Raw genomic sequence first — 26,239 nt, 5'->3', positions numbered from 1 at the left:
GACAAAACTGTTCGGTATTTTTTCCATTTGTTCGGGATAAAGAGTGTGAAACAGGTTACAGATCTTATATGATAAAGCTATCTAAAAAACAATATTTTATGGGAGGAACAAAATAATGAAAAAAGGGATTGGGTTACTAATGGGATTGATTACAGCAGTCTCTCTTACAGGCTGCGCGGGCACAGGGGCTGAATCAACGACTGCGGCACAAACTGAGACAACAAAAGCGGCAGAAGAAACAACGGCAGCAAAAGCGGCACCAGGAGGCGGAAATCTGGTTATTTATTCCCCTAACTCCGAAGGACTTATGAACGCCACCATTCCTCTGTTTGAAGAAAAGTATGGAGTCAATGTGGAAGTAATTCAGGCAGGTACCGGTGAATTGGTAAAGAGAATTCAGTCAGAGATGAACGATCCATACGCAGATATCCTCTTTGGCGGTTCCTGGTCACTGGCATATGACAATAAGAATCTTTGGGAACCATATGTATCCGCCAATAATGACAATGTGATAGATGCCTACAAAAATACCTGTGGTTTTATTGCAGGTAACGTATTAGACGGCAGTGTATTAATTGTGAATACAGACCTGATTGGAGATATAGAAATCAATGGCTACCAAGATCTGTTAAATCCTGAGTTAAAAGGGAAGATTGCCACCGCTGATCCGGCCAATTCCTCCTCCGCTTTCGCACAGCTTACCAATATGCTGCTGGCAATGGGAGGCTATGAAGATGATGCAGCGTGGAAATACGTAGAAGATCTGTTTACCAATGTAGATGGCAAAATCTGTGAAAGCTCGTCCGCAGTTTACAAAGGAGTTGCAGATGGAGAATATGTAGTGGGGCTTTCCTATGAAGATCCGTGTGCACAGCTTGTAAGAGATGGAGCACCAGTTAAAATCGTATATCCAAAAGAGGGAACTGTATATCTTCCCGCGTCGGCAACCATCATCAAGGGCGCAAAAAATATGGATAATGCCAAATTATTTATCGATTTTATCTTAAGTGATGAAGTACAGAACATATGGGGAAGTACGTTAACAAACAGACCGGTCATCAAAGATGCAAAGACAAGCGACTTTATGAAACCTATTTCCGAAATAAAAGTAATAGAAGAGGATATTCCATATGTAAGCGGAAACAAACAGAAAATTGTTGACAGATACACAGAAATTTTCACTGATTTACAGAGTAAATAAAGCTTAAAATAATATGGCATTCACGTCTGAAGCATGGAACAAACCCCATGCTTTAGACAATCAAAGGATACGTTTAAAGTTTTTGGAGAGGGTAAGGTTTAATAAATGAGCAAAATTTCAATAAAAAATGCGGTCAAAAAATATGGAGATACTACTGTAATTCCCCAGCTGAATGCTGAGATAAAAGATGGGGAATTATTTACGCTCCTTGGTCCTTCGGGTTGTGGAAAGACAACATTACTCAGAATGATTGCAGGATTTAATTCCATTGAGGGAGGAGATATTCTGTTTAATGATACCCGTATCAATGAGATGGATCCCAGTAAAAGAAATATTGGTATGGTGTTTCAAAATTATGCCATCTTCCCCAATCTGTCAGTGCGGGATAATGTAGCATTCGGATTAAAAAACCGAAAAGTGGAAAAAGACACAGTAAAGGCAGAAACAGATAAGTATTTAAACCTGATGCAGATTATGCAATATGCAAACCGCATGCCAAATCAGTTATCCGGCGGGCAGCAGCAGCGTATTGCCCTTGCAAGAGCGCTGGTTATATCCCCCGACGTATTACTGATGGATGAGCCTTTATCAAATCTGGATGCAAAACTGCGTCTGGAGATGCGGAGCGTCATTCGCCATACACAGAAAAACGTTGGGATTACTACCGTTTATGTAACTCATGATCAGGAGGAAGCAATGGCGATCAGTGATACCATTGCTGTTATGAAAGACGGGGTGATTCAGCATATAGGAACTCCCAGAGACATCTATCAAAGGCCATGTAATGTTTTTGTGGCAACCTTTATCGGAAGAACAAATATTATAGAGGCAAAGGCAGCTGCCGGTAAGATTGTATTTAAGGATGGGTATCAGGTAGATCTCCCTGGATTAAAAAATGCAGAAAATCAGGAGGTTTTGTGTTCCATTCGCCCGGAAGAATTTGTGATCTGTAAAGATCATGAGACGGGGATCAGAGGAACGGTTAAGGAATTCACCTATTTAGGATTGAATACACATTACAGCATTGAGCTGGAGGACGGGGATACGGTGGAGATCGTAGAGGAATCTTCCATAAAAGAAGAACTGCAGCCTGGTCAGAAGGTGATGCTGCAGGTGAAGAAAGAAAAAATCAATGTATTTAATAAACAAGGTGATACCAATCTGATAAGGAGCGGGCTCTATGAAGAACAATAACAAATTCCGTATGGATGTATGGGGATTCATTACGCTTGCTACAATTGCATTGTATCTGCTGTTTCTGATTTACCCGATGGCTTATTTAATAAAACAGTCTGTAATAGACAGTGAGACAGAGGCCATCACAATGGCTAATTTTGCAAAGTTCGTATCAAAGAGTTACTATTTTGATACCCTGTTTAACAGTTTTAAGGTATCCATTGCTGCAACATTATTGTCGCTGGCAATTGGAACACCGCTGGCATATCTGTTCTCCGTATTTAAGATAAAAGGAAAATCATTATTAAATATTCTGATTATTGTAGCTTCTATGTCTGCACCATTTATCGGCGCGTATTCCTGGATTTTGTTGCTGGGCAGAAGTGGTGTTGTTACAAAATTTTTCAAAGGCATGGGAATTATCATACCGCCTATTTATGGTTTTACAGGTATTGTGCTTGTGATGACATTGCAGTTATTCCCGCTTGTATTTCTATATGCCAAGGGAGCTTTGAAAAATATAGATAATTCTTTGATTGAAGCATCAGAGAATTTAGGATGCTCTGGTATTCGGTGCTTCTTCAAGGTTGTAGTGCCGTTAATTACGCCTACATTACTGGCAGCAGGACTTTTGGTATTTATGAGATCCTTTGCCGACTTTGGTACACCGATGCTGATTGGAGAGGGCTATCGTACGTTCCCGGTAGTTCTATACACAGAGTTCATCAATGAGGTCAGTGGTAATGATGGTTTTGCAGCAGCAATTGCGGTGATTGCCATTGTAGTTACAACCGTAGTATTTCTGGCACAGAAGTATGTATCCAATAAGAAGTCATTTTCTCTGAATGCTCTGCATCCAATGGAAGAAAAGAAAGCACCTAAGGGAATTTCCTGGATCCTCCATTTGTTCTCCTATCTGATTGTTGGAATTGCAGTTTTACCCCAATGTTATGTAATTTATACATCATTTAAGAAAACGGAGGGAAAAGTATTTACATCGGGATATTCTTTAAAAAGCTATGTGACGGCATTTGGAAAACTGGGTAAAAGCATTCAGAATACAATTATTATCCCGGTGCTTGCATTAATTGTGATTGTAATACTGGCAGTTGTGATTGCATATCTGGTGGTACGCAGAAGAAATACACTGACAAACGCAGTTGATATTTTATCCATGATCCCATACATAGTACCGGGCACAGTGCTTGGTATCGCATTATTAAATGGATTTAATAAAAAGCCTTTGTTAATCAGCGGGACCATGTTAATTATGGTAATCGCTTTGATTATACGAAGACTTCCGTATACGATTCGTTCTTCTGTTGCAATTCTGCAGCAGATACCCATGAGCATTGAAGAGGCAGCGATTTCACTTGGTGCTTCTAAAATGAAAGCGTTTTTCCGTATCACAGTTCCCATGATGTCTGCAGGAATTCTGTCAGGAGCAATTCTAAGCTGGGTAACCATGATCAGTGAATTATCTACCGCAATTATTCTGTATACCGGGAAAACAAAGACATTGACAGTTGCAGTATATACAGAAGTGGTCAGAGGGAATTATGGAACGGCAGCCGCATTGTCTACCATACTGACTGCTCTGACCGTTATATCGTTACTGGTATTTAATAGATTTAATAGAGGAAAAGATTTAAGTTTGTAGATTACGAGCGTATAAGCGTGTTACTTGACAACTCAATAAACAGGTTTATAATACAAGGATAGGCATGAATCAGGAAAAAACTGGAAAAACCCTGGCACAACAGCTTATACTGGAGTTGGTATAAAACAAAAATCTTAGGAGGCAGTCATGAAACACAACCACTTTCTCAGAAATACCCTTTTCCTTTTACTCTCAACTATATTTCTATTCTCACTAAATGCCTGCGGGCAAAGCAGTTCCACCACTTCTGCAACTACGGATACAGTGCCTGTATCAAGTGAGCTGATTAAGGTGAATTCGGAGCAACCCTCAGACAGTAGTTCTGCACAGACATCTGCGGTGGAACCAACTGCCAATAATAAAGAATCATCTTCGAAAAGTAATGAATCATCGTTAAAAAGTAATGAATCACCCGCATCTGATGAGGCACTGGCAGCATATAAGAAATTCCTGGCAGGAAGTATGAATGCGCAGGATTTAAAACAAGAGATAAGTGATGGAGTGGTTAAAATCAAAGATATCTCTTTGGAGCCGGACTTTAAAACTTATTATGCATTATTTGATATGAACGGGGATGGAATACCGGAACTTCATCTGCGCCCTGTTGCTGGCGGAAGTTATCTCATTTTTACATATCTTGATGGACAGATCGTTTTATGGCATTCTGGTCCGGATTATGAATCTCCGCTAAACAACGGAGCGATCTTATACGAACGCGATGGCGCAGCACCCACTCACATAAATTACTATTATTTAGTTCTGGATTCCAACGGAAATGAGACTTCGAAAGTTAATTTCTCTAAGTATCACAGCGTTAATGAAAGCGGCAAGACGGAAAGTGCCGATTATGATGTGTTTATGATGGAAGATAAAGAAGTTTCTGAGGAAGAATGGAACTCGCTGACGAAAGATTATTTATCCAATTCATCTGATTTAATTGTTTGGAAAGAAATATAAGCTAATTCCCCGTCTGATAAGGCGGGGAATTAGCTTAACTGAAATTAATAAACAATTATCTTGACAATATCATAACTACGCAGACCGGAAATGGACTGTGTTCCCATGAATTCAACAACAGAACCATCGGCATTGCCTGGGTGAGGATCTGTACCATTTGGAAATGCATTACCCGTCTGGATAATTCCGGTGGGATAAGTATGAGCTTTGCAATCACCAACGGCAGCATACACATAATAAATTGTTCCGCTTGCATTTTTCAGCACAATATCAATCTTTGACTGATATTTCATTTCTTCAGCCGTAATTGCCTTTGATTTTGAATGATTTGGATTCATAACGTTGGGACCCACGGCAACCCAGTATCTGCCGCTTCCATCTACTAATTCTCCGGAACTTCCCTTAATTACGGTAGCGTTTCCTGCGTAGGGGTTGATTTTTCCCTTATAGGGATCACCTTCAGTCATCGCCCATTTACTTGCAACAATTTCAGATGGCATATTGACAGTCCGGCCGCCGGAAGAACTGGCACTGGAATGCAGTTTTAGCCAACCGCTCACAGTTCCGCCTCCGTCCGGATATGAGTTATAACCAAAGAGGTACTGCCAGGTGTTGGCGTTAATCACTCCTGTGGAGCTGATTCCCATCTTTGACTGAAAATTCTTTGCTGCGGTCTGGGAGCCTGAGCCAAAAGCACCGTCAATTGTTAGTCCTGCACCAAACTTATTGAGCAGATACTGTGCGGCTCTGGCCGCCATGCTGGTGGTCGGATTCTGTATATTCAGACCTGAGATTAATTTAGACAGAGTGCCGGAACCTGCTTTTCCATCTGCTGAAAGACTATTTGCTTTCTGATAGGCGACTAATGCGTTATATGTATTAGTGCCGAAGCTGCCATCAACAGTGAGAGTTTTATTGTTCCTATAGTTTAATAAACATTGCAGAGCGCTTACATTCGCGCCAGAGTTACCGGTTACAATTACCGGCCAATTTGGAAGAGATGCCATAATTTCTACCTGCTTTCTTTTATAGATTTATTGGAGCAGCTCTAAATGTCGCGCGCCATCTATGAATTGCTTCTATTGATCAGAAAGAAAGTCTTCTGTAAAATGTAAACGTGTAATTTTAAAATAGCCAACTCACTTCTGCTTGACATTCTGGAAGGATGCGTTATTATGATAAAAACCGAAGGAGAATAAATTATGAACCAGAGAGAACGGATGTTAGCGGGATTACCATACAAAGCATGGTTAGATGGATTAGGAGAAGAAAGATTTGCGTGTAAGCAGAAAATCTATGAATTTAATAATCTTTCACCGGATTTAAATGAAACAGCCCCTTTTCTGTTAAAAAAGATTCTGGGTAAAACAGGTGAGAACGTTTGTATTGAAGCCCCTTTTCATTGTGACTATGGCTGGAATATAGAAGTGGGAGAGAATTTCTTTGCTAATTATAATCTTACCATTCTGGATGTGGCAAAAGTTACGATCGGTAAAAATGTTCAGATTGCTCCTAATGTATCAATCTATACAGCTGGCCATCCCATCCATCCGGATACCAGAAATACCGGCTATGAGTATGGGATTCCCATTACCATTGGAGACAATGTCTGGATTGGTGGTAATGTGGTAATTCTACCTGGTGTAAAAATAGGGGATAATGTTGTTATTGGTGCAGGCAGTGTTGTGACAAAGGATATACCAGAGAATGTAATTGCAATGGGCAATCCTTGTAAAATAGTGAGAGAAATTACAGAAGAAGACAGAACTTATTATTATAAAAAAAATAAATTTGATGTACCAATCGAATAGCCAGATGAAATGGCAGTATAATCAGAAAGGAAAATAAATGCCGCTTCGAAAACTCATAACCTTTACACTTACGATCCCATCCATTGCAATAGGTGTGCTTGCAATGTACCAAAACCATGTTCCATTCGCTATCTGGGGCCAGAATATTGGTTGTCTTATTTTAATGAGCGTTATTTCCTACCTTCTGATTACGCACAAATCAAATATTGCAGGAAATAGATACAATCAATTATTATTACCCGCCGCCATATGTGCTTTAGTTCTTCCGTTTGCAAACCAGGGTATGGAGGGGGTTCACCGATGGATATCTATAGGGGCAGTAAAATTAAATGTTGCCATGATTGTACTGCCTATGATTCTTTTAGAACTATATCAAGTATTAAAAATCAGAGGTTTAACATATGCAGGTGTCAGCGCGTTCATCATATTACTGGTGCTGTTTTTTCAGCCGGATGCCTCACAATTAACCGGATTTGCCATTCCGGTGATGATTATGCTAAGCCTGAATACGCGTAGTAAAAAGATACGTTTTTTAATCACAGGTGTATCTGTTTTGTTCATTGTTTTATCCTGGATTCGTCTGGATCATCTGCCACCAGTTAATTATGTAGAGAGAATTCTTGGGATGGTGGCAGATATGGGATGGATCTGGTTCGTTTCAGGAGTTATTTCTTTAGCAATATTACCAGCTCCATTCCTATTGCTTCCACCGAAAAATGCAGTGTCCGTTTCAAGATATATTGGATGTTACTATATCGTTATACTGTTATCCACTTTATTTGGAAATTTTCCGGTCCCTCTGATGGGATATGGAATATCACCGATAGTCGGCTACTATTTATCACTAACCTGGTATTTTAATTTAATTAATACTCCTTAAGACGGAAAGTGTTTTCAGAAGCTCAACATACTGCTCCTTCCCCACAATCTGCTCTAACTTGGATTGTGCCTCCTGCCAATGGGGCATGGCAAGTGCAAGTTTTTCCTTCCCTGTTTCACTGACCGTAATACACTTTTTCCTGGAATCGCCATCCTCCGTATTCACATCAACGTATCCTTTTTTTCGCAGAATTTCCACATTTCTTGTCACCGTTGTCTGATCCATCATTGCCTGATCTGCCAGCTCATTAACGGAGATTCCATTTTCTCTTGAGCAAATGTCATTTAACAGTGAAAATTGAGGGGATTTGAGTCCGGAAACACGTAAGGCTTTATCGTAATATTGTGTAATTACCCGGGTGGTCATTCGGAGGCTTCGGCATGCGCATTCCGACAGATTTAAGTTTTGATCGTTTTGTTCTTCCATTTTTATTTCTCCCATGCAGATGTATATGCATATAAGATAGTTAAAAAAAGAAACTTTGTCAAGTGTGCAGTCCATGCTTTGTGGAGATTAAGCCTGCCATCTTACGAACCTGTTCATAGTTGCTTTTCTGAGCCTTTATAATAGCTGGGGCGAAATGATCTTCATACCGGTTATCCATAAAGTTTAATACATTTACCTGCCATTTCCACAATTCATCTGGTGACAGGTAGAAAAATTTAGGCTGAATGTTTTGACGATAAAAGTCTTCATCCATTTCCAAAATATTCTCCATAGTCAGGTAAGGCTCAAGTTCTGAAAGTCCAGGAAATTCGTTCTGTCCAGTCCATTTGTTATGATTCATTGGACAGGCATCCTGGCACATATCGCAGCCATATATCCAGTCACCGAAATCAGAAGCCAGAGGCTCATTGGGTAAGTCTCGTCCTCCAAAGGTTGTTAAAAAGGAAATGCAGCGAAGGGGGTTCATGGTATAAGCATCGGACAGAGAAGCTGTGGAACAGGCTTTCATGCAGCGGTTGCAGTTAGGCGGACAGGGTGGAAGATTTGGTTTTTCAATCAATTCCATCTCACAATCAGTTAAAAATGCTTCCAGGCTGATATAGGAACCGGATTCTGTATAAAAAAAGTTGTTCCGCCTTATCATGCCAAGACCTGCCTGCAATGCAGCCCAACGTACTCCCACTATTCCAAACTTACGATTGGTCTCAGTGCGTAACCCCAGTTCTTTCATATATTGTTCCAGAGCGGTACTGCTTTGAAATTCTTTCGTGTTTTCATTTATGCGGGAATCCGTTAAATAATGCTTTGCAATGTGTCCCCTTAATGATTCCGGAATATGGTATTTGGAATATCGCTTGACCAAAACTACAATGGACTTTGCCCAATCAAAATCTTCCTGGAAGCGGATAAGACGTTGCTGATTTTGATAGAAGGGCTGGGATTCCGGTACTTTTTGTGTCCGCTCATGAAATTTCTCTTCATAGCCAGCCATCATTTCAACGGGAATAATACCGCATTTTTCATAACCTAAATCAAGTGCTTTTTGTTGGATCAGCTTAGCGATGGAATTGTCTGAATCACTTTTTTTACTCATCATATTAATACCTCGAATTTTTGGTCTTTGCACGCGTAAGATGCAATGATTGTAAAATAGATATATGTATATACATATAATATCAGGCACTGAATCGATTGTCAAGAATCAGATATGAATTCTGTCTGTAGTAAGGAGGCTCAATTGGGGTATATTAAGTTCAAGCATAAAGAAAGGAGCATTTATCTGTGAACAAATTTATTTTCAATGACTATTTTCATGTGCCTCAGGGGAAAATTGCAAAGCGCATGCTTTTCAAAAGTGATAATGTAATTGCTTTTGTACTAAATATTGCAAAAGGGGAAATCCTGCCAGGCCATACACACATGGAATCGACCCTTCTCCTGCAGGTCTTGGAAGGAGAGGCGAAAGTTGTAACGGATGGAAATGAGACTCTGCTTCAGATTGGTGAATTAATGCAGGTTGACGGGCAGGAAAGCTTACAGGTTATCAATATTGGCGGCGATGTCTTACGCCTTTTTGTCACAATTTCGCCCATGGGCTCCGAGGCATTTGCAACAGATGCAATTGTTTAATCACTTTGAAAACCCTCAGTGCGCTGGGGGTTTTCGTACGACTAAATTATGCACGGATTATCGGATCTATCAATGTATCCTATGTTATTATATTTGATGAAAGGAGGTCGTATTATGGATTCGATCAGTAGTATGAATGAAGCACTGTCATATGTGGAAGATCACCTTACGGAAGATATGGATTATGGTGAGGTAGCTAAAATTGCTCATTGTTCCGAATATCATTTTAAACGAATGTTTTCACTTCTGGCAGGTATCAGTCTGTCAGAATATGTCAGGAGAAGGAGATTAACATTAGCTGCCCTTGATCTGAAGGATAAAAACTCCAGAATCATTGATGTTGCGGTGAAATACGGTTATAACGCAGCTGATTCTTTCTCCCGCGCTTTTCAAAACATGCATGGTATTCTGCCTTCTGAGGCAAGAGATGAGCAGACAAAACGAAAGGCTTATCCCAAAATGACCTTTCAATTATCAATTAATGGAGGATGCGAGATGAATTATAGAATCGTGGAGAAAGAACCGTTTCAATTAGTAGGATTTAAGAAAAGAGTTCCAATTATTTTTCATGGTGTAAATCCTGAGATTGCAAAAATGTATGAACTTATGACACCTGAAGTGATAGAGCGGCTAAAATCCCTGTCAAATATTGAACCCGCAGGTATTATCAGTGCATCAACAAATTTTTCCGAAGAAAGAATGGAAGAAAGTGGAGAACTTGATCATTATATTGGCGTAGCAACCACAAGCAGTGAAACTGCCGGATTTGATAAGTTAAGCGTTGACGCTGGCACCTGGGCCATTTTTGACTCAGTTGGACCATTCCCCCAGACACTTCAAAATGTGTGGGGCAGAATTTACTCAGAATGGTTTCCGTCCTCAGGTTATGAGGCAGTAGAGGGACCGGAAATTCTATGGAATGAAAGTAAGGATACGGAGAACCCCAAATACAAAAGTGAAATTTGGATTCCGGTAAAGAAGAAAAAATAGAATATATGGAATATAACATCTTCCAGGCGCTCCCATAAGGAGCGTCTCTATTTTTTTAGCATAGTAAATCAGTTTTACTTGATAAGTGTTATAAAAAATAGTATAAATAATTAGATAAGTTAACCTCCAATTCCTATACATAATTACTAACTGACAGATATTTACTGCAACAAATTGTTTTGTATTTAGCCGCTTCTATTAATTTCTTATGGACTTATTAAGGTAATACCAAATCAGGGGGGAAGTATGCATTCATTAATTCATAAACTGAATATCAGTCTTTTCAAGAAAATTATCAGTGTTTTTTTAATCGTGACAGCACCCATTTTTATACTTGGAATCTATATCCGTAACTGGGGAGCCAGTACAGTACGGGAAGAGCTGTCGAAATCATCAACTGCTCAGATTGAATTTTATTTAAACCAGCTGGAAAAGGAAATTGAACGTCTTAAAATACTGCAGTACACATGCTTAAATGATGAATCTCTAAACCGTCTCGCAGTCCAGTATAGTATCATGAGTGATTATGAAATAGTGAGTAATTTAAAACAGCTGCAGTCTCGTCTCATAACAATTGCTTATAGCAGCAGCTATGTCAAAAATGTCAGTGCCCATATATTTTCCATTCATAAAACAATCTCCTCTACCAGAGGGGTTGATCCATTGGATCCCAAGGCTTATGAGCGCACTAAGGATGCAGCCGGCTTAACAGGTGCTCAGATTATCAGATACGAAGACCGGCTATATCTGACAACCGTTTATCCCTCGGATAAAACAGGCTCAAACAGCAGCTATGTCATAGAAATTGAGTTAAATCAGGATGCATTTAATGAGGATATGGAGCAATTTAATATTTATCCGGACAGCGGATCCTACCTGATTGATTTAACCAACCGAAAAGAAATCGCAATGGCCAATACAGGGAAAATCTTGCATTCCGATTCAATTTTAGAGGATTTCGCCACCACTCATCAAAGCGGGACCAGCTTGAGAAAAATAGATTCGTTTCGGTATTATTCCGTATACGCCAGGTCTGATTATTTAAATATGCTTTTACTCCGTTATCTGCCGGAAAATCTGGTCTTTACGCCCATGCGTAATTTTACCAACTGGATCTGGATATTTGTCATGGTATCGATTCTGGTAATTGTAATTTTCACATTAACCATGAACCGCTTTATAAACAGACCAATAAAAAAACTGGTAGAAGTTTTCAGGCAGGTGGAAAATGGAAATCTGCAGATCAGTTTAAATACCGATGACGTAGAATCAAAAGAATTTGCCTATCTGTACGTCAGATTCAACAAGATGGTTGACAGTCTGAATATGCTGATCGATCAGGTTTATAAACAAAAGATTCTGACTCAGCGTGCAGAGCTTAAACAACTACAGGCACAAATTAAACCCCATTTCCTTTATAACAGCTTTTTTATCATTAATACCATGGCACAGACAGGAGATGATAATTTAATTGAGTTTACCAATCATTTGGGTGAATACTACCGTTATCTTACCAGAAATGCTGCAGATATTATTCCTCTTCACGAGGAAATTGAACACGCACGTACTTACACCAGCATTTTATCCATGCGTTTTACTAAGAATCTGACGGTGGAATTTGGTTTCTGCCCTGAGGAATTTGAACAATATCCCGTTCCCCGGCTCATTATACAGCCTTTAATTGAAAATGCGTTTGAGCATGCGGCGGAAAAAAGAATGAAGGACCGTATCATCTCCGTTTCATTTGAAATACGGGAGGAGAGACTACATATAACAGTTGAAGATAATGGAACCAGCCTGTCAGATGAGGAACTGATTAAACTGCAGAAAACATTGGTATTACAGCCCGATGATGGAGAAGTTACGGCATTGATTAATATCAACAGACGTTTGAAACTTCAATATGATGAACTCAGTGGGGTAGTACTAGATAGAAGTCCGTTGGGGGGACTTGGGGTTGAACTGATTTTAGGCCCCAGAAGGGAGTAATATGTATCGGCTTTTAATTGTTGATGATGAGGAGATCATCGTAAATGGATTATATGATATTTTTTCCAGCATGGAGAATCTGGATCTGGATGTTTATAAAGCGTATTCAGGAGAAGAAGCAATCCAGTGGCTGGGGCGCACAAGAATGGATATTGTATTAACTGATATTAATATGCCGGAAATAGATGGTCTGTATCTGCTGGAGGAAATAAAAAAACGCTGGCCATGGTGCCGTGTGATTTTCCTCACAGGACATAGTGAATTTAACTACGCATATAAAGCAATTCAGTTTAGCAATGTCAGATACATATTGAAGACAGAAGGATACGGTAAGATTATAAAATCAGTTGAAAACGTGATACAGGAGCTGGTGGATGAAAATCAGACAAATGAATTAATACAAAATGCAAAGAATCAGATTAATATTGCCCAGGATTTGTTTTGCCAGAAGTATTTCTATGCACTGCTTAATAACGACCGTTCGTTAAAAATAAATGGGGAAGAATTTGAACGGCTCTTTATCCACTTAAACGCAGATGAACCGGTGATGCTTATCTTAGGTGAAATATTAATACTGCCTAAGTCAGTGGATTTTTGGGAGAAGAATCAGATCATGTATTCCATAAAGCAGCTGATCGTCCGGTATTTTGCAATTCATATCAATAGCCTGGTGGTTCCCCTTAAGGATGAAAAACTTGCAGTATTTGTACAGCCCCAAAAGACACAGTCTTATTCCGAAAATCCATATGGAAGTATGAATGTATTTTTAAAAGGGACTTTGGAAATCGTTCAGTCCGCCTGCCGGGACAGACTACAGGCTCCAGTCAGTTTCGCTTTGGCAGAAAAACCGTGTAGCTGGGGAGAAATTGCAGACAAGTATGTATCCCTCATCGATTTATTAAATTATCATGTCAGCAATGACATGGAAACAATTATTGATGAAAGAGATTTTCGTAAACAAAGACAGACATTTATACAGTCTTCCGCCGTTAGTTCGGACAATGCCACTAATTTATTGCAGGGACTTCTGTACCGGAAGGATTTAAGCAATCTGCAGCATTCCATTGAGACTGGAGAGGAGCAGGATTTTTATGAATCCTTAAAAGACTGGCTGGATCCACTTGGGGAGATACAGGACAAAAACAATGTAATTGCTTTGGAAGCCTATCAGACGATCCTTACTTTTTTTCTTTCCTGTATCAACCGGTTTCAGCTGAGGGGGAGGTTTACACAATCCAATCATATCAACGATCTGTACCATAGTGGAAATTACAATACCTGGAAAGAGGCAGCCAGGCATCTGTTCCAATTGTCTCAGATGCTGATTGAAGTAAAAAAAGAAGAAGAGAGCAAAAGGACAAATGATACCATCGATTTTGTCCAGCGGTATATTGAAACTCATTTGTCTGAGGATCTATCATTGACCAGCCTGTCAGAAAAAACTTATTTGAACCCCTCCTACCTTTCCAGGCTATATCATCAGACCACCGGGCACAAGCTCTCCAGTTTTATCGAGAGTTCAAGAATCAGAAAAGCAAAGGAACTACTTGAAAATCCCAATGAAAAGATATATGAAATTGCAAAGAAAGTAGGATACGATACAGCAGCCTCATTTACCCGCTTCTTTAAAAAAGCAGAGGGAATATCGCCCCAGGAATATCGTGATTTATCAATTGCAGAAAAAAGGCGGATTCGTCACCCATGATCTGTCAATGTAAATAAAGGATAAGACAGAATTTGATAACGGTAAATAAATGCCAAGAACATCAAAAGATGTTTATGGAAAATGACGAAAAAGACCGGTATAATAAGAAAAGGAGTTGGTTATAAAGCATAAAAACAAGGAGGATTCTATGGAAAAACGTATTATTCCCACTGGTTTATCTGCCATACTGATTGGGGGTCTGCTGCTTACTGCATGCAGCAGTCAGACAGGGGTTTCATCAACAACGGTAAGCAGTACAGGCGAAACAGGCACTGCTGTTGAAACAAGCAATTCTGCGGGGGCAGAAAATGCTGATCCATTCGGCAAATACGAACCATCTGTTAAGATGACGTTTGCCCGAACGGTAGATAATGATTTAAACGACAACATACTGCCAAAAACTCCAGGTGAAACAATTGACAAAAACCGGTGGCTGGATTTGTATTCAAAGGATTTAGGAATTGATATCAGCTATGCCTGGACTGTAAGGGGCGGACTCAATGACGATGCTTATACACAGAAGTTAAACGTTACAATTGCGTCCGGAGATTTGCCAGACGTACTGATTGTAAACCGTACCCAGTTAAAGCAGCTGGCTGAATCAGATATGATAGTAGACATGACAGATTATTTTGATCAATATGCCAGTAAGCTTACAAAGGATGTTTATAATTCTGAGGGGCCTGGTATTCTTGAGTCAGCTACATTTGACGGGCGTTTAATGGCAGTGCCTTATGCAGATGCATCGGTTGAAAGCACCCAGTATCTATGGCTTCGTAAGGACTGGCTGGATAAACTTAAACTGGAACCGCCTAAAACAATGCAGGATTTAAGGAAGATAGCTGCTGCATTCACTACCCTTGATCCAGATGGCAACGGCAAAAACGATACTTATGCCATGGCAATTACTAAAAATTTATATAACGGAGCCATGGGTGTGGAAGGTTTCTTCGCAGGATACCATTCTTATCCCAATATGTGGGTGAAAAAGGACGATGGTACCCTGGCATGGGGCAGCGTACTCCCGGAAACAAAAGATGCCTTACGTGCACTGGCTGAAATGTATAAAGCAGGGGAGATCGATCCGGAATTCGGAATTAAAGACGGTGCCAAGATGGCAGAACTGGTTGCAGCAGGAAAACTGGGGATCGACTTTGGCGAACAGTGGAATCCCATGTATCCTCTGATCAGTAATTATCAAAATGATCCCACAGCTGACTGGGTAGGGTATCCGATTGTATCTGCCGATGACACATTACCCAAAGTTCCCCAGAAATTCCGTACACAGTGGTATTATGCTGTTCGTAAAGATTATGCCAATCCCGAAGCCGTGGTTAAATTAATCAATCTTCACCTGGAGAAAAACTGGGGTGAAAACAACGAATTTGATCATTATTATATGCCTGCTGAAAATGAAGGCAAAGGTGTGTGGAAATTCTCACCGGTTACCCCGGCTCCTACCAATAAAAACCTTGAGGCGTTTAATGAAATACAAAAAGCCCGTAAACTGGGAGATATGAGTATTTTAAAAGGAGAACCGGCTATTATTCAAAAGAATCTGGAAGCGTTTTATGCCGGTGACACAACTCAATGGGGTTGGGAAAAGATATACGGACCGGACGGGGTTTTCAATGCCTTAAACGGATATATTGAAAATGGTCAGGTCATGAGAGAAGAATTTGTAGGCGCGCCTACACCTACTATGGTAGATAAACAGTCCTCTCTTCGTACCATGGAGCTTGAGATGTTCGTGCGGATTATTATGGGTGATGTTCCCGTAGATGAGTTTGATAAGTTCGTTGAAAACTGGAATGCTTTAGGCGGAGCCCAGATGACAAAGGAAGTAAACGAATGGTATCAGTCTGTTAAAAAATAGAAAATAATTAATGAGAGGAGAGGTTTGACAGAAACTAATCCTCTCATTTTTATTCATAGAAGAAAGGGGTCTGTTTATGAAACATAGACGTAAGCGGGAACTGCCATTGCATCTGATGATTTTGCCCAGCATGATCTTGCTGCTGTGCTTTAGCTATTTACCAATGGGAGGAATTATCATTGCATTTCAGAAGTTTATACCGGCAAAAGGATTATTTGGAAAACAGAAATGGATTGGCTTTGATAACTTTATTTATCTGTTTCAGCTGCCGAATTTTGTAAGTGTTCTTTGGAATACTCTTTTCATTGCAATCATGAAAATAATATTAGGACTTTTAATCCCAATCGTAGTTGCGATCCTTATTAATGAAGTGAAAAACAGTGGGTTAAAGAGAAGCATTCAGACGGCAATCTATCTCCCGCATTTCTTATCCTGGGTAGTATTAGGAGGTATTTTTATCGATATACTTGCTCCAGGCGACGGATTGATTAATCAGATTATTAAAGCATTTGGGGGTCAGCCCATCTTCTTTTTAGGTGATAATAAATGGTTTCCTCTAACCCTAATCGTCACGGAAAGCTGGAAATCCTTTGGATACGGTACGATTGTGTATTTAGCGGCAATCACAGGCATTGATTTAAGCTTATATGAGGCAGCACAGGTTGACGGGGCAAACAGGTGGAATCAAATATGGCATATTACCCTTCCGGGGATGAGAATGGTAATTGTTCTGTTAATGGTATTAAGTCTTGGTAATGTATTAAATGCCGGATTTGATCAGGTATTTAACTTATATAGTCCGCCTGTGTATGCAAGCGGAGATATTATTGATACGTTTGTTTACCGGATTGGTATGTTAGAAGCTCAGTTTGGAGTTGCCACTGCGGTAGGTTTGTTTAAATCAGTGATCTCCCTGACCTTGATTTCAGTCTCCTACTGGTTTGCATATAAATTCGCAGATTATCAGCTGTTTTAAGAAAGGAATCGTATATGAAAAGGAATAAGAAAATCAGGTGGTTTCCAATAATCAATACTGCCATACTGCTCACGCTGGCATTGATCTGCATTATACCGCTTATTCATGTAGCTGCTGTTTCCTTTAGCTCCAGTGCGGCGGCTTCTGCAGGAAGTGTTTCCTTATGGCCCAAGGAATTTACAACAAATTCTTATGCCTTTGTAGCGAAGCGTCCTGCATTCTGGCGTGCGATGAGAGTCTCAATCATAAGAATTATCCTTGGCGGTGGTTTAAGCATTTTGCTTACGATTACGGCAGCGTATCCGTTGTCTCAGCCAAAGGAAAGTTTTCGGTTTCGGACCGTTTATGCATGGTTCTTCTTTATTACAATGATATTTAATGCAGGGATGATCCCCTGGTATATGGTAATCCGGCAATTTGGCCTGCTGGACAGTATCTGGGCTTTGATCCTTCCGGGTGCGGTACCTGTTTTCAGTGTGATACTCTTACTTAACTTTTTCCGTGAAGTGCCCAAGGAACTTGCGGAGGCGGCATTTATTGACGGGGCAGGGCATTGGCGTACTCTATTAACAATCTATGTACCTTTGTCAAAACCAGCCCTTGCAACACTGCTTCTTTTCTCCCTGGTAGCAAATTGGAACAATTGGTTTGATGGTTTGATTCTCATGAATAATCCAGACAATTATCCGTTGCAGACATATATACAAACCATTGCCGTACAGCGTTCCTTCAGCATGATGACGAGAGAGGAAATTCAGCAGATGGCAGCAATATCAGACCGGACGCTTCGGTCCGCTCAGATATTTTTAGGTTCCCTTCCCATTGTAGTGGTATATCCGTTCCTGCAGAAATACTTTGTGAAAGGTATTGTGTTAGGAGGAGTTAAGGGGTGAATTCATTTTTGAGGTACTCTGATGGGGGTACCTCTATTTTTGTGTGACAGTAAAAAATAAATGATAATAAATGGAAAAAAATGTGATATTATATGAATGAAATTATGGAAATGAATGAAGATGTAAATATAGAAAAAAGAGGAGTAAGGACAGAGACCATGATACTGTTAAATGATGAAAGAGTTATGAATGTTACCTGCGTGGACAACAAAGAAGAAATGGTTACCCTGAGAAATATACATAAAGATATATTCATTGATGAGTCAAGAAGTCAGATATCAAGTAAGTCTGACTTATTTTGCTATGCGCGGGAAGAAGTAATAAACAGGCTGAAAATGGCGGCTGACAGTTTACCGGTCGGTTATCAGTTTTTGGTGAAAGAGGCATACAGGCCTCTTTCCCGTCAAAAAAAGTCTTTTGAAGAAGCGTTTGAAAGCTATAAATCTGAATATCCATTGAAGAGCCAGGATGAAATCTATGGCTTAACCTGCCAATATGTTGCCCCAATTGAAGTGGCAGGGCATCCTACGGGAGGGGCAATCGATATAACATTATTAAAGAATGGGATAGAAGTGGACATGGGAACAGAGTTTAATGATATTCCTTATGAACCGGAAAACTTAACCTATTTATATTCTCAATTTATTAGCGAGGATGCGAAAGCAAATCGTAATATCCTGATTGAGTGCATGGAGAAAGCAGGATTTATCAATTACCCGACCGAATGGTGGCACTGGTCATATGGGGATTGTTATTGGGCTTGCTTAAATCATTGTGATGCCAAATATTCCGGTGTCAGGGAAGAGGATATAGTAATGTCTGGTGAGCTAATATAAAATTATTTTCGTTTAGAAAACTTTTCAATTGCAAAATCATAGGCTTCTTCAATCAGAGGTTTTAGTTTTTCAAATGTTTCCTCTGTGGGACTTAACACGCTAATCCATCCCATCCATCCATAAACAGGGTGTGGCATGATGACATCAAGTGCGGTAAAATCGTAATCCATCTGGATAACCCCTCCAGCTGGCGGACGTTTGGGGATGTAAGAAAACATATTTTTGAAAGTATCTTTTCTTATTCCCAAATTCACCCGATAAACATCTTTTCGATTTAAATCTGAACTTTTATCGTTATCACCATCTTTTTCCTTGATTGTGAGTGTGTATACGCCACGTTTTAAGGTATGTCCTGGATTATAGAAAATACCTTTTTCACCCCAGCTCTCTACAAGTACTGTTCCGTTAAGATTACTTAAGCAGTAATTTAAAATTTCATTTTGTTTCATTTTTAACCGTCCTATTAAGTGTATTTTTCTTCACAAAACAATTTTATCAAATAAAACATGACAACTTCATGTCATAGTATAGAAGAAGTATCACTTTTTTATTATGGATTTCACGATATTACCATTATCTTTAAATAGCAAAGCAATAACAAGTCCTCCCAGTACCAGGCATCCGCCTATAATATGGTGGACTGTGAAAGCCTCACCCAGGACAATTACGGCAAATACAGCAGTAAGTATGGGTTGAAGCAATGTAAGGATTGATACGGTGGATGAATCAATGTAGCCAAGAGCATAATTAATTGAAAAGTATCCGCCAACCTGTGTGATCAGACCCAGGCATAGCAAATATACCCAGGAAGGCAGGGAGAAACCATATAATGCGCTTCCTGTAGCGATACAGCAAATTAATAAAGTAATCGTGCCTCCAAGAAATGTGAAAAAGACGACCTGAATCGTGCTGTTTTTCTGTCGGACTTCTTTTACCGATAGAATGTATAGAGCGAGAAATATACTGGCTATAATGGAGAATAAAAAACCGGTATCAATTTTCATATGTACGATATTATTAATCCCGATGATTACTGCAACCCCAAGAATTGCTATCATATTTCCTGCCCAATGGAAGCGGTTCAACTTTTCCCTGAACAGGAACATTGCCCCGATCCCCACCCAGACGGAAGAAAGGTTGACTATCAATGTAGGAAATGTTGTGTTGGATATGATTACAGCAGTATTCCAGAAGATCAGTTCAAATGCGAAAAATACACCTCCCAGTAATGAAAGACAGATACTTTTCATACTCATATTCTTATTTTTTACCTGAAAATAAAAGGGTAAAATGATTAACGTTGCAAAACACACCCTGTAAAATGAAACGGAAATGCCGTTAACATTAGCTTTCTTCACAAAATAAGCAGATATAGAAATACATACGATTCCAAGAAACAATAATATCCATGGCAGTTTTTTTGGGTTTCCTATATTCATATTTTACCAACCGCTATCCTTTCTCAAATAAAGTCAAAAGCTTCTTTTCATTTTTGATATTATAACATAAATAGTTGAAAAAATTGGTATAAATAAAATGTACTGTTGACAGAACATTTTTTTTATGTCAATATAGTTAATGTAATTTAATTAAATATATTTAACTAATTTATACAGTGCAATCGGAGGTATGAATGGAAGACAAATTCGCCAGTCTTGTTAATTTACTTTGGGAAGTATGTATCAGAAATCTGAATGAAACACTAACAGAGGATGAAACAAATAAATTTTCTAATAATGACTATTACTATTTGCTGGTAATCCAGTCATTGCAGAGGCCGAATTTCTCACAAATAGCAGAGAGGTTATCTGTGACGAAACCAGCTGTATCTGCAATCATAAGAAAGTTAATTCAAATGAACCTTGTTGAGAAATTGCAATCAAAAGAGGACAAACGTATGTATTACGTTGAACTTACGGAAAAGGGAACTCACATTCTGCAAGGCGATAAAGCAGTTTATAAATGGGTTACAGACACAATCAGAAATATTGCAGCAGATGAAACGGAATATGCAATTGTAGAACATATTATTTCTGAATTAGTGGATAAATTGGAGGGCAAAACATATGGAATGTAAAGACCCGGACAGAAAGAAGGTATATCGTATTATTGCAATCAGCTTAATTGTAATGTCTTTTGTGTTATACGCAATTATGCCTTTTAACGCCTGTCTGCCATTTTCAGTTTGCACTATTGCAGGAATAACAGGAATAATGATGGTAATAAGTGAAGTTATATTTTGGGTGGGCAGCCTGATGATCGGTCGGGATGTGGCATTAAAAATAAGAAAAAAATATAGTATCAGAACAATCGTTAATCATATAAAAGATCGAAAGCAGAGGTAGCACCATGATATTTTATTTTAGCGGAACAGGTAATTCGAAGCACATTGCTGATAAAATAGCAAATAGCACAGGTGAAAGAATTGTATCTATCTGTGAACGTGCAATAAAGAAGAATGAAACGTATGATCTTGAGAAGGATGAACGAATTGGATTTGTTTTTCCGGTATATTGGTATAGTATGCCAACAATTGTTGAGAAATTTATAAATCAATTGAATTTATCAGGATATGAGAAGCAATATGCCTATGCTGTAACAACTTATGGGATTGCTGCCGGTAATGTTATGGATAGCTTGACCCAAATCTTAAAGCAAAAGCAAGTGGAGCTGAGTGGAATATATGGGATAAAGATGGTGGACAATTACGTGGTGGGCTATGATATTGTGGACAAAAATAAACAGAGAATTATACTAAGTAATGCTGAGCTGGAGATGGACAAAATTATGTCTATGATTGAACGCAGAGCAAATACCCAATATATAAAAAAAGGTGTAATAGCTTTTGTCACTCCAGTTACCAGATACGCCTATAGAAAAACGGATCATACTAAAAAATTCTTTGCTACTGCGCAATGCAATTCTTGTAAAGAATGTGAGAGAAGCTGTCCATGCAATTCCATACATATGAGGGAGGGGAGACCTGTCTGGGCGGGAGATTGCACCTTTTGTCTTAAGTGCATTCATAACTGCAGACAATCAGCCATTCAATATGGAAAATTTACTGCTAACAGGAGTAGATATCAGTATAAAGAGCCGTCTCAGTGATCATTAACTATTTCAGTTGGGAATGCAATCGGATATTTTGTTGTTGACTTCTAATATTTTATTCGATATACTTTAACAAAAGTAAATAAGAGCTTATGCTTTCATCACCGGATGATTGCATTATAAGGCATCCAAAAGCCAACCGTAGGTACGGTGTGTTATCACACTATAAGGTTAGCTTTTGGGTGTCTTTTATTTTTAAGGAGGTCAAAATGATGATCAAGGAGTATAACTACTTACCAGAAGAAGCTATAAAAATAAGAAATGAGGTGTTTGTAAAAGAGCAGGGATTTGTTGAAGAGTTTGATGAAATTGACGACATTGCCAAACATATCGTTTTGTATAAAAAAGAACATCCAATTTCAACATGCAGAATTTACTTCAATATTGAACAGCAATCATTTGTCATTGGAAGAATCGCTGTCGTAAAGGAATGGAGGGGGAAAAATATTGGGACGAAAATAATAAATATTGCAGAAGATAGTATAAAGACAGATGGTGGAAAAAGTGCAATGTTATCAGCACAAGTACGAGTTGCAGAATTCTATGAAAAGCAAGGGTACAAAAAGCAGGGAAACGCCTATTTGGATGAAGAGTGTCCGCATATCTGGATGAAAAAGAATTTGGAGGATATGGACAAATGAACATAAATTATTTCATGCCACTTCTTATTGTAATCATATGTAATGTTTGCTATCACCTGATTAGTAAGAATATTTCAAGTACTACAAATACATATATGGGTCTGATTATAACATATGGAGTTGCCTGCTTTATAAGTGCTCTTGCATTTTTTATTACTTCAAAAAACGATTTTATTGAGGAAGTTACAAAAGTAAGTATATCCAATATTCTATTAGGGCTGGTTGTAGTTGGTATTGAAGGTGGTTATATCCTCATGTATCGCAGTGGCTGGGAAATCAGCAAAGGTTCATTGATATCGAACTTGTGCATAGCAATCATTCTTCTGATTATTGGTGTATTGGTATTTAAAGAGGGAATCACAATAAAGAAGTTAATGGGCGTTGTTCTATACCTTATGGGATTTTTATTAATTAATAAATAGTGCCTGTTTTAGTTGACATTGCAGACCTAGTATGTTATTTTTAATAAAACTTAAAACAAAAAGGCTATGATGTGAAATAGTAAGTATTAGGGATCTTACAGAGAGAAGATGGTTGGTGGAAATCTTCATTGATCTAATATGGAAGCAGTCACGGAGCTGTGAACCGAACGGAAAGATCTAAGTAGGCTTCAACGGAGTTCCACCGTTATTTGGGAAGCAATATAGGAAATAACCCGTATTGACAGAGTGCAGAGAAATCTGAAATTAGGTGGTAACACGGACATAACCGTTCGCCCTAAGCTGACAACAAGTCGGCTTAGGGCTTTTTGTTTTGGGTAAATAAAGGAAAGGAGTATTATTAATGACAGCAAGTGAGTTAAGGAAGATGTTTGTGGATTTTTTTAAAGAAAAGGGGCACAAAGTAATCGCGTCTGCTTCACTTATGCCAGAGAATGATCCTACAGTTTTATTTACCACAGCGGGAATGCATCCCCTGGTTCCTTATTTATTAGGGGAAAGCCACCCACAGGGAAGACGTCTTACCTCCATTCAAAAATGTCTGAGGACGGGGGATATAGATGAGGTGGGTGATGATACCCATTTAACATTCTTTGAAATGATGGGAAACTGGTCCCTTGGGGATTATTTCAAAGAAGAAGTTATCTCCATGAGCTTTGATTTCTTGACAAATGTTTTGAATATTCCTATTGAGCGGATCGCAGTAACCGTGTTTGAGGGGGATCTGACTGTGCCGAAGGATACCGAGACAGAGGCTATATGGAAGAACAAAGGATTAAAGCAGACTCAGATATACGCTTATGGCCGGGAAGAGAACTGGTGGGGGCCTCCTGGCCAGACAGGACCATGCGGTCCCGATACGGAAATATTTTATGATATGGGGAAAGCAAAATGCAGTGATCATTGCGGTCCTGCATGCAAATGCGGAAAATACGTTGAGATATGGAACCTAGTATTTATGAAATTTAAAAGAGAGGCAGATGGAAGTTTCACAGAATTTAAGCAGAAAAATGTGGATACAGGCATGGGGCTGGAACGGGTCCTGACAATATTTAACGGAAAGACCAATGTTTACGATACAGAGCTGTTTATTCCGGTTATGACGCATTTAAATAACATTATTGGAGAATTGGATGCTATAATGTCCATAAGAGATAAACGGATTATCTGCGAGCATATCAGAGCAGTCTGTTTCATATTGGGTGATACTCAAAAGATATGCCCATCTAATACAGAACAGGGCTATATACTGAGACGTCTGATCCGAAGAATGATCCGGCTGTTTAAAAAAGCAGGTATTAATCAGAATTATTTATGTGATCTGGCAGAAGTGATTATCCGGCAATATCAGGATGCCTATCCTGAATTAGCTGAAAACCAGACATTTATTAAAGAGCAATTACAAAACGAAATTGATTTGTTTTTAAAAACCCTGGATATGGGATTAAAAAAAGCGGATCAATATCTGGAAAAAACAGATATAAACACTGCTTTAAGCGGAGAGTTAGCATTTAAGCTATATGACACATACGGCTTCCCAATCGAGTTTACCTGTGAATTAGCCCGGGAAAGAGGGCGTTCTGTTGATATGGAATCATTTCGGGAAAAGTTTACAGCCCATCAAAACAAATCCAGAGAAGGGGCGGCAGAAAAATTCAAAGGAGGGCTGGCAGATCATAGTATGGAAACTGCCAGACTTCATACAGCAACCCATTTGCTGAACGCTGCGTTAAGAAAAGTACTTGGTGATGAGGTTTCCCAGCGTGGCAGCAATATAACCCCTGAACGACTTCGGTTTGATTTTTCTTTTCATCGAAAAGTGACACCAGAAGAACTGAGAGAAGTAGAAAAGATTGTTAATGAAGCAATTGATAAACAAATAGAAATAACCATGAAGGAAATGAAGCTGAATGAAGCTTATGCATTAAATGCGGTGGGAGTATTCACAAATAAATACGAAGATACTGTTAAAGTGTACTCCATTCCCGGTTATTCAGTGGAAATCTGTGGTGGTCCTCACGCAGGCAATACCGGGGAGTTAGGCTCATTTAAAATTGTTAAAGAAGAGGCTTCTTCGGCAGGCGTAAGACGAATAAAGGCGGTTTTAAAGGAGGGAAAACATGAACAATGATTTTGTAAATCTGACAGCAGAAAACCTTGAAAAAGAGCATTTATGCTGCATTATCCGAAGTAAAAAGACACATCCCGGAATTGAAGCGAAGAGGCAATGGCTTTCAGAACGGCTGAAAGAGGGACACGTTTTTAGAAAGTTAAATGAAAAGGCAACTGTATTTATTGAATATGCTCCTCTGGAAACCGCCTGGGTTCCCATAACTGGTGACAACTATTATTACGTTTATTGCTTATGGGTATCAGGCAGCTGCAAAGGAATGGGATATGGGAGAGCGTTAATGGAGTATTGTGTTGCAGATGCCAGGGAAAATGGAAAATCCGGTATTTGTATGCTTGGAGCAAATAAGCAGAAAGCCTGGCTTTCTGACCAGAACTTCGCGAAAAAGTTCGGTTTTGAAGTTGTTGATACGACTGAACAGGGATATGAATTACTTGCCCTTTCCTTTGACGGAACATCTCCCAGGTTTGCCCAAAGTGTAAAAAACAAGGGAATTGAAATGGAAGAGCTTACGATTTATTATGATATGCAATGCCCCTATATCTATCAGAATCTTGAGACAGTAAAGAGGTATTGCGATATGAATGAAATTCCGGTCTCTGTCATTCCGGTGGATACGCTGCAAAAAGCAAAAGAACTGCCCTGCGTTTTCAATAACTGGGGTGTGTTCTATAAAGGTAAATTTCAAACCGTAAATTTATTGGATGCCGCCAGCCTGGAACGAATATTGAAAAAAAGTAATTAAGATAATAAAAGGCAAAAACCCACGAAGGATGGTTTTTGCCTTTTTAAATATATGGACGTACAATTTGTGTAAGTGGACAAAATTTGATAAGAATAGTCGAGAAAAAATTTAAATAAATGCTATTATTATAAAAGGAGGTGTCAGT

Annotated in this window: 26 protein-coding genes and 1 other annotated feature; of the genes, 21 read left to right on the top strand and 5 right to left on the bottom strand. The window is 39.1% G+C overall.

The window, feature by feature from the left end; translation table 11 throughout:
- Positions 1-115: 115 nt before the first annotated feature.
- From BXY41_RS17155 to BXY41_RS17140, 4 genes are all read left to right on the top strand, one after another.
- Positions 116-1,201, top strand: coding sequence for an ABC transporter substrate-binding protein (locus BXY41_RS17155; RefSeq protein ID WP_104438087.1), 1,086 nt, complete (start codon positions 116-118; stop codon positions 1,199-1,201).
- 105 nt (positions 1,202-1,306) lie between these two features.
- The gene (locus BXY41_RS17150) at positions 1,307-2,395 is read left to right on the top strand and encodes an ABC transporter ATP-binding protein (protein WP_104438086.1); all 1,089 of its coding nucleotides are present in this window, start codon (positions 1,307-1,309) and stop codon (positions 2,393-2,395) included.
- Entirely contained in the window at positions 2,382-4,037 is a 1,656-nt protein-coding gene (locus BXY41_RS17145; protein WP_104438085.1) for an ABC transporter permease, read from the top strand. The genes BXY41_RS17150 and BXY41_RS17145 overlap by 14 nt, the downstream gene beginning before the upstream one ends.
- A 147-nt stretch (positions 4,038-4,184) precedes the next feature.
- Entirely contained in the window at positions 4,185-4,994 is an 810-nt protein-coding gene (locus BXY41_RS17140; RefSeq protein ID WP_104438084.1) for a hypothetical protein, read from the top strand.
- A 44-nt stretch (positions 4,995-5,038) separates the two neighbouring features.
- On the opposite strand, the gene BXY41_RS17135 is transcribed toward BXY41_RS17140, so the two are convergent.
- Positions 5,039-6,001: a peptidoglycan-binding domain-containing protein gene (locus tag BXY41_RS17135; RefSeq protein ID WP_104438083.1), complete on the bottom strand. Its 963-nt coding sequence runs from the start codon at positions 5,999-6,001 to the stop codon at positions 5,039-5,041.
- A gap of 195 nt (positions 6,002-6,196) precedes the next feature.
- Here BXY41_RS17135 and BXY41_RS17130 point away from each other — a divergent pair, with 195 nt between their 5' ends.
- On the top strand, positions 6,197-6,805 hold the full coding sequence (locus BXY41_RS17130; protein WP_104438082.1) for a sugar O-acetyltransferase: 609 nt from the start codon (positions 6,197-6,199) through the stop codon (positions 6,803-6,805).
- Between the two features lie 37 nt (positions 6,806-6,842).
- Positions 6,843-7,685 carry a hypothetical protein gene (locus BXY41_RS17125; RefSeq protein ID WP_104438081.1) on the top strand — a complete coding sequence of 281 codons (843 nt, stop codon included), beginning with the start codon at positions 6,843-6,845 and terminating at the stop codon, positions 7,683-7,685.
- Here the strand turns inward: BXY41_RS17125 and BXY41_RS17120 are convergent.
- Together BXY41_RS17120 and BXY41_RS17115 are read right to left on the bottom strand one after the other, a co-directional pair.
- A complete protein-coding gene (locus BXY41_RS17120; RefSeq protein WP_104438080.1) occupies positions 7,668-8,111 on the bottom strand; it encodes a MarR family winged helix-turn-helix transcriptional regulator in 444 nt (147 codons plus the stop codon). The two genes, BXY41_RS17125 and BXY41_RS17120, sit on opposite strands and share 18 nt — an antisense overlap.
- Positions 8,112-8,169: 58 nt before the next feature.
- Positions 8,170-9,228, bottom strand: coding sequence for an epoxyqueuosine reductase (locus BXY41_RS17115; RefSeq protein WP_242980230.1), 1,059 nt, complete (start codon positions 9,226-9,228; stop codon positions 8,170-8,172).
- 185 nt (positions 9,229-9,413) lie between these two features.
- On the opposite strand from BXY41_RS17115, the gene BXY41_RS17110 reads away from it, so the two are divergent.
- The 8 genes from BXY41_RS17110 to BXY41_RS17075 all read left to right on the top strand — a co-directional run bounded on the left by BXY41_RS17110 (position 9,414) and on the right by BXY41_RS17075 (position 19,026).
- A complete protein-coding gene (locus tag BXY41_RS17110) occupies positions 9,414-9,761 on the top strand; it encodes a cupin domain-containing protein (protein ID WP_104438079.1) in 348 nt (115 codons plus the stop codon).
- Positions 9,762-9,875: 114 nt separating this feature from the next.
- Positions 9,876-10,751 (top strand): AraC family transcriptional regulator, encoded by an 876-nt coding sequence (locus tag BXY41_RS17105; protein WP_104438078.1) that lies wholly within the window; start codon positions 9,876-9,878, stop codon positions 10,749-10,751.
- 246 nt (positions 10,752-10,997) lie between these two features.
- Positions 10,998-12,740, top strand: coding sequence for a sensor histidine kinase (locus tag BXY41_RS17100; protein ID WP_104438077.1), 1,743 nt, complete (start codon positions 10,998-11,000; stop codon positions 12,738-12,740).
- Between the two features lies 1 nt (position 12,741).
- The gene (locus BXY41_RS17095) at positions 12,742-14,445 is read left to right on the top strand and encodes a response regulator transcription factor (protein ID WP_104438076.1); all 1,704 of its coding nucleotides are present in this window, start codon (positions 12,742-12,744) and stop codon (positions 14,443-14,445) included.
- Between the two features lie 148 nt (positions 14,446-14,593).
- Complete coding sequence (locus BXY41_RS17090; protein ID WP_104438075.1) at positions 14,594-16,321, top strand: extracellular solute-binding protein; 1,728 nt, start codon at positions 14,594-14,596, stop codon at positions 16,319-16,321.
- A gap of 76 nt (positions 16,322-16,397) precedes the next feature.
- A complete protein-coding gene (locus BXY41_RS17085) occupies positions 16,398-17,297 on the top strand; it encodes an ABC transporter permease (RefSeq protein ID WP_104438074.1) in 900 nt (299 codons plus the stop codon).
- A gap of 14 nt (positions 17,298-17,311) precedes the next feature.
- A complete protein-coding gene (locus tag BXY41_RS17080; RefSeq protein ID WP_104438073.1) occupies positions 17,312-18,190 on the top strand; it encodes a carbohydrate ABC transporter permease in 879 nt (292 codons plus the stop codon).
- A gap of 92 nt (positions 18,191-18,282) precedes the next feature.
- Positions 18,283-19,026 (top strand): M15 family metallopeptidase, encoded by a 744-nt coding sequence (locus tag BXY41_RS17075; protein ID WP_242980229.1) that lies wholly within the window; start codon positions 18,283-18,285, stop codon positions 19,024-19,026.
- Positions 19,027-19,028: 2 nt separating this feature from the next.
- Here BXY41_RS17075 and BXY41_RS17070 read toward each other — a convergent pair whose 3' ends face one another.
- Positions 19,029-19,475, bottom strand: coding sequence for a DUF6194 family protein (locus BXY41_RS17070; protein WP_104438072.1), 447 nt, complete (start codon positions 19,473-19,475; stop codon positions 19,029-19,031).
- A 90-nt stretch (positions 19,476-19,565) separates the two neighbouring features.
- The gene (locus BXY41_RS17065; protein ID WP_104438071.1) at positions 19,566-20,465 is read right to left on the bottom strand and encodes a DMT family transporter; all 900 of its coding nucleotides are present in this window, start codon (positions 20,463-20,465) and stop codon (positions 19,566-19,568) included.
- 194 nt (positions 20,466-20,659) lie between these two features.
- Between BXY41_RS17065 and BXY41_RS17060 the strand changes: the two genes are divergently transcribed.
- The 7 genes from BXY41_RS17060 (at position 20,660) to BXY41_RS17030 (ending at position 26,094) form a co-directional block, all read left to right on the top strand.
- Positions 20,660-21,103, top strand: a complete 444-nt coding sequence (locus tag BXY41_RS17060) for a MarR family transcriptional regulator (RefSeq protein WP_104438070.1) — start codon at positions 20,660-20,662, stop codon at positions 21,101-21,103.
- Entirely contained in the window at positions 21,093-21,371 is a 279-nt protein-coding gene (locus tag BXY41_RS17055) for a transporter suffix domain-containing protein (RefSeq protein ID WP_104438069.1), read from the top strand. Before BXY41_RS17060 ends, BXY41_RS17055 begins: the two co-directional genes overlap by 11 nt.
- Before the next feature lie 4 nt (positions 21,372-21,375).
- Positions 21,376-22,134: an EFR1 family ferrodoxin gene (locus BXY41_RS17050; RefSeq protein ID WP_104438068.1), complete on the top strand. Its 759-nt coding sequence runs from the start codon at positions 21,376-21,378 to the stop codon at positions 22,132-22,134.
- Positions 22,135-22,346: 212 nt separating this feature from the next.
- Positions 22,347-22,778, top strand: a complete 432-nt coding sequence (locus tag BXY41_RS17045; protein ID WP_104438067.1) for a GNAT family N-acetyltransferase — start codon at positions 22,347-22,349, stop codon at positions 22,776-22,778.
- Positions 22,775-23,200, top strand: a complete 426-nt coding sequence (locus tag BXY41_RS17040) for a transporter (RefSeq protein WP_104438066.1) — start codon at positions 22,775-22,777, stop codon at positions 23,198-23,200. Before BXY41_RS17045 ends, BXY41_RS17040 begins: the two co-directional genes overlap by 4 nt.
- 57 nt (positions 23,201-23,257) lie before the next feature.
- Positions 23,258-23,501: a binding site (T-box leader), on the top strand.
- Positions 23,502-23,561: 60 nt separating this feature from the next.
- Positions 23,562-25,349 (top strand): alanine--tRNA ligase, encoded by a 1,788-nt coding sequence (locus BXY41_RS17035; RefSeq protein WP_104438065.1) that lies wholly within the window; start codon positions 23,562-23,564, stop codon positions 25,347-25,349.
- Positions 25,339-26,094: a GNAT family N-acetyltransferase gene (locus BXY41_RS17030; RefSeq protein ID WP_104438064.1), complete on the top strand. Its 756-nt coding sequence runs from the start codon at positions 25,339-25,341 to the stop codon at positions 26,092-26,094. Before BXY41_RS17035 ends, BXY41_RS17030 begins: the two co-directional genes overlap by 11 nt.
- Positions 26,095-26,239: the final 145 nt, after the last annotated feature.

Source organism: Lacrimispora xylanisolvens, assembly GCF_002934545.1.
GTDB classification, from domain to species: domain Bacteria; phylum Bacillota; class Clostridia; order Lachnospirales; family Lachnospiraceae; genus Lacrimispora; species Lacrimispora xylanisolvens.
The sequence above is the reverse complement of the archived record's forward strand: the minus strand, read 5'-3'. Positions and strand labels throughout refer to the sequence as shown.